Annotated in this window: 4 protein-coding genes; all 4 read left to right on the forward strand. The window is 46.7% G+C overall.

Features of this window, described 5'->3' with window-relative positions:
* Positions 1-221 (forward strand): phosphoribosylformylglycinamidine synthase subunit PurS (gene purS, locus F7C14_RS03980; protein WP_290900155.1); only part of this gene is annotated, 221 nt, incomplete at its 5' end.
* Positions 222-223: 2 nt separating this feature from the next.
* On the forward strand, positions 224-2,491 hold the full coding sequence (gene purL / locus F7C14_RS03985; protein ID WP_290900157.1) for a phosphoribosylformylglycinamidine synthase subunit PurL: 2,268 nt from the start codon (positions 224-226) through the stop codon (positions 2,489-2,491).
* Positions 2,488-3,309, forward strand: coding sequence for a phosphoribosylformylglycinamidine synthase subunit PurQ (purQ, locus tag F7C14_RS03990; protein ID WP_367114328.1), 822 nt, complete (start codon positions 2,488-2,490; stop codon positions 3,307-3,309). Before purL ends, purQ begins: the two co-directional genes overlap by 4 nt.
* Before the next feature lie 41 nt (positions 3,310-3,350).
* The gene (locus tag F7C14_RS03995; protein WP_290900159.1) at positions 3,351-4,418 is read left to right on the forward strand and encodes an acyl-CoA dehydrogenase family protein; all 1,068 of its coding nucleotides are present in this window, start codon (positions 3,351-3,353) and stop codon (positions 4,416-4,418) included.
* Positions 4,419-4,488: the final 70 nt, after the last annotated feature.

Raw genomic sequence — 4,488 nt, forward strand, 5'->3', positions numbered from 1 at the left:
AGCTCAAGGAAGGTGTCAGCGACCCAGAAGGGGAGGCGACAAAAAAAGCTCTGAACTTGCTGGGTTTTAAAAACGTCAAAAGGGTTTCGAGTGTGAAGGTTTTTCGAATAGAGATTGAGGGTGTAAGCAGGGAGGAGGCTGAGAAAGAGATCGAGGAGATGTGTAAGAAGCTTTTAGCTAATCCGGTCATTCACGATTACGACATAAGGTGGGTTGGTTGATTATGTATCGGGAGATATATCCCGGAGTTTACGAAATAGACATCTTAAATGCAGGCGATGAAGACCTTGTAAAAATCAGCGAGGAGATGGGATTAAATTTATCCCCCGATGAAATGAAAGTCATAAAGGAATACTTCAAAAATAAGGGCAGGAATCCGAGGGATATCGAGTTGCAAGCGTTGGGACAGGCTTGGAGCGAGCACTGCTGTTACAAAAGCTCTAAGTATTGGTTGAAAAAGTTCCTGCTTGGTTTCAAAACAGATTACGTAATCTCTACCGAATACGATGCTGGAGTTGTTGAGTTTGATGAAGAACACGCTTACGTTGTCGCCTTGGAATCTCACAACCATCCATCGGCAGTTGAGCCTTACGGCGGAGCAGCTACCGGCATTGGTGGAATTTTGAGGGATGTTCTTTGCATGGGTGCTCAGCCGGTGGCTTTAGTGGATCCCCTCTTTTTCGGAGATCTTTCAACTCCTTACGAAAAACTTCCACCGGGCATAAAGCATCCTGTTTACCTCTTGGAGGGGGTTGTGGCAGGGATAAGAGATTACGGGAACAGAGTGGGAATTCCCACCGTTGCCGGAATGGTCTTCTTCGACGAAAGTTATCTAACCAACTGCCTCGTCAATGTAGGATGCGTTGGTGTGGCAAAGAAGGATAGAATAATTCCGAGCAAAGCCGGAGGAGAGGGGGACATTTTCATTCTCGCAGGAGGTGCTACCGGAAGGGACGGAATTCACGGAGTTACGTTTGCTTCAGCCGAATTGACGGATACTGAAAGCACAAGAAGTGCCGTTCAACTTGGAAATCCGATAATGAAGGAGCCGCTTATCCACGCTTGTTTGGAGATAGTCGAAAAGGGATTACTTACCGGAATGAAAGACCTTGGCGGAGGAGGTTTGAGCTGCGCCGTTGGAGAGATGGCTTTGGCTGCCGGCTACGGGGCTGAAGTCTGGCTCGACAAGGTTCACTTAAAGGAGAAGGACATGAAACCTTGGGAGATATGGATCAGCGAAAGTCAGGAGAGGATGCTTCTAACTGTGAAGCCCAAGCATGTGGATGAAGTTTTGTACATCTTCAGAAAGTGGGACGTTCCGGCGAGCGTAATAGGAGTTGTTAAGGGAGAGAAGGTTTTGAGAGTTTACTACAAGGACTGGCTGATCTACGAAATGGAGATAGAATTCGTGACTAAAGGACCGGAGTATTGCAGGGCAACGGCTGAAAGAAGGGAGAAGGTTGAAGTGGACGAAGTAAAGGAACCTGAAGATTACGCAAAAGTTTTCCTCAAGATGATTTCCCATCCGAACGTAGCAAGCAAGGAATGGGTTATAAGGCAATACGATCACGAAGTTAGAGGAAACACAGTCTTAAAACCCCTTCAGGGGAGAATTGGGTTCGAAACTCACGGAGATGCGGCTGTTGTTAAACCAACAGACAGCTGGAAAGGTTTGGCTATAACGGCTGATGTGAACCCTTGGATGACGAAGATCGATCCCTTCTGGGGAACTGCCTCTTCTTTCGACGAGATGGTTAGAAACTTGGTGGCGGTGAATAGCGAACCTCATAGCTTCGCTGACTGCCTGAACTTTGGCAATCCGGAAAAGCCGGAGAGAATGTGGGAGTTTGTGGAGAGCGTTAAAGCCCTTGGCTGGATGTCGAAGGAGTTCGGTTTGCCTTGCGTGAGCGGTAACGTTAGCTTTTACAACGAAACCCCCTATGGCGGTGTAGCTCCGACACCAACGCTTATGGGGATAGGAATCGTGGAAGACGTAAGGAGAGCTGTTACCTCCAACTTTAAGAGGGAGGGGAGTGCGATAGTCCTTGTGGGAGAGACTAAAAGGGAGTTTGGAGGAAGTCTATATTCGAAGGTGACGGGGATGAAGTGCAACGTAGTTCCGAAAACTGACCCGAAGCTTTTGAAGAGGTATTCTGAAGCTATGCTCGAAGCTTTCAGGAAATTCAAGGTTCTTTCCTGTCACGATCCGGCTGAAGGTGGCGTGGCTGTTGCCTTGGCTGAAATGGCTATTTGCGGGATGGGTTTTGAAGTTAGTTTAGACTTCATAGACCTCTTCAGCGAATCCAACACAAGGTGGATAGTTGAAGTGAAAGAGGCTGAGAAGTTCGTGAATTTCTTTAAAGAAAGAGGATTGAAAGCAAAGGTAATTGGGTACACCGGTGGAGATAAGTTAAATTACGGGAAGTTCTCGGTTGAGCTGGAAGAAGTGGAAAAAGCTTGGAGGAGCGGTTTTTCAAAATTCCTGAGGTGATGCTCGTGGACATTCGAGTAGCTGTTTTGAGGATAGAGGGAACGAACTGCGAAGACGAAACTGTGAGGGCTTTCAGAGCGTTAGGAGCTTATGCTGAAGCTGTTCACCTCAAGCAATTTTACAGCGATATGATCAGGGATGATGAAGTAAGGAGCATATGGGATTACCACTGCTTGGTCTTTCCCGGAGGTTTTTCGGCTGGAGACTACGTTAGGGCGGGAGCGATCTTTTCGGCGAGAGTGAAAAGTGTTCTGAGGAGAGACCTTGAAGAATTTATAAAAGAGGGGTATCCCGTTTTGGGAATCTGTAACGGATTTCAAATTCTCGTCGAGCTCGGAGCTTTACCGGGTTTTGATGAGGATAAGCCGATTGCCGATGAGCCTCAGATGGCTTTAGCAATAAACGACAGCAATAGGTTCGAGTGCAGACCCACTTTTCTCAAGCATGAAAATAGGGGAAAATGCGTTTTCACGAGGAAATTGAAGAAGGAAATCGTGATGTATCCCGTTGCACATGCTGAAGGCAAGGTAGTCTTTCCGAGGGGTAGAGAAGAAGAGTACCTTGAGAGGCTCATAGAGAACGATCAGATCGTTTTCAGATACGTAGATCCGGAAGGAAATTACTCTTCTTACCCTTGGAACCCCAACGGAAGCTTTTACAACATTGCCGGAATCTGCAACGTTAAGGGCAATGTCTTCGGCTTAATGCCCCATCCGGAAAGAGCGTTTTTTGGGTGGCAGGTAGGGAGAGAAGAGAAGTTTTTCGACGGAAAATACGTTTTTGAGAGCGTTATAGATTATCTCAGGAAATTTTATTAAAAACCAAAACAGCTTTAAATTAACTATTATTATTAATCCCTATGGAACTGGAGAAGCTTTGCGAAATCCTCGACAAAAAAGCTTCGGAGATTGATAGGAACAACGACATGGGTGAGGTTTTCGAGGAAGTCGTAAATTCGGGAGCTCTCGCTTTAATGGTTCCGAAGGAATACGGAGGAGAAGGAAAGGGATATTACGAGATGTGCGAGGTTGCTGAAAAACTTGCTTACTACTCAGCCGGAGTTGCCCACAGCGTGATAGTCCACGGGATGGCTGTCGACGCTTTGAGGTTATTTGGAAACGATGAGCAGAAAAAGAAGTATCTACCCAAGCTGATGAAAAGCTTCGGAACTTTGGCTATAACAGAACCGACTGGAGGAAGCGACGTTGCCAATGCTGTTAGAACCACCGCTGAAAAGAAGGGTGATGTTTATGTTATAAACGGAAACAAGACGCTCATAACCAACGGCATGTTTGCAGAGCTTTTCATAGTGATAGCGAGGACTGGAGAAGGGGCTAAGGGATTGACGGCTTTCATCGTTGAAAAGGGCGATGGAATAGAAACGACGAAGATAGACCTCGCGGGAATGCGTGGAAGCGGGTTGGCAAGCGTTCGTTTCAGGGATGTTGAAGTGCCGGCAGAGAACATTCTTGTTGGAGAGGGGAAGGGAATGAGAGTGGCTTTGGGAACCTTAGCCCCTAACAGGATTCCGTTTGCAGCGATGGGGATAGGAATAGCCCAAAGGTGTCTCGATTTGGCTGTGGAGAGAGCTAAAAGTAGAGAAGCTTTTGGAGGAAAGCTTGCGGATTTGCAGGCTGTGCAATTCATGCTTGCCGAGCTTGCAGCTGATATAGAGGCTTTGAGAAAGCTAATTTACGGTTTTGCAAAAGATATGGGGGATACGAGCTATTCTGGAGCCATTTGCAAACTAAAAGCTGCCGAAGTGGCAAAGAAGGCTGCTGACATCGCGATGGAAATTCACGGGGGCTTCGGCTTGCTTTCAAATTCGAAAGTTGAGATGGCTCACAGAGATGCGAAGGTTTTGGACATCGCCGAAGGAGCAAGCGAAGTAATGAAACTACTTATAGCGAGAAAACTCTTCTCATAAGTTTTTTATTCAAACTCCTTTTCTCTTTTTTCAGGAGGTGGTTACTTGAGGGTAGGCTGGGATGCCACCC

It is taken from the genome of Ferroglobus sp., from assembly GCF_015521575.1.
Taxonomy (GTDB): domain Archaea; phylum Halobacteriota; class Archaeoglobi; order Archaeoglobales; family Archaeoglobaceae; genus Ferroglobus.

Coding starts and splice junctions, on each gene's coding strand:
- F7C14_RS03995 (WP_290900159.1), top strand. CDS start 3,351: ATGGAACTGGAGAAGCTTTGCGAAATCCTCGACAAAAAAGCTTCGGAG.
- purL (WP_290900157.1), top strand. CDS start 224: ATGTATCGGGAGATATATCCCGGAGTTTACGAAATAGACATCTTAAAT.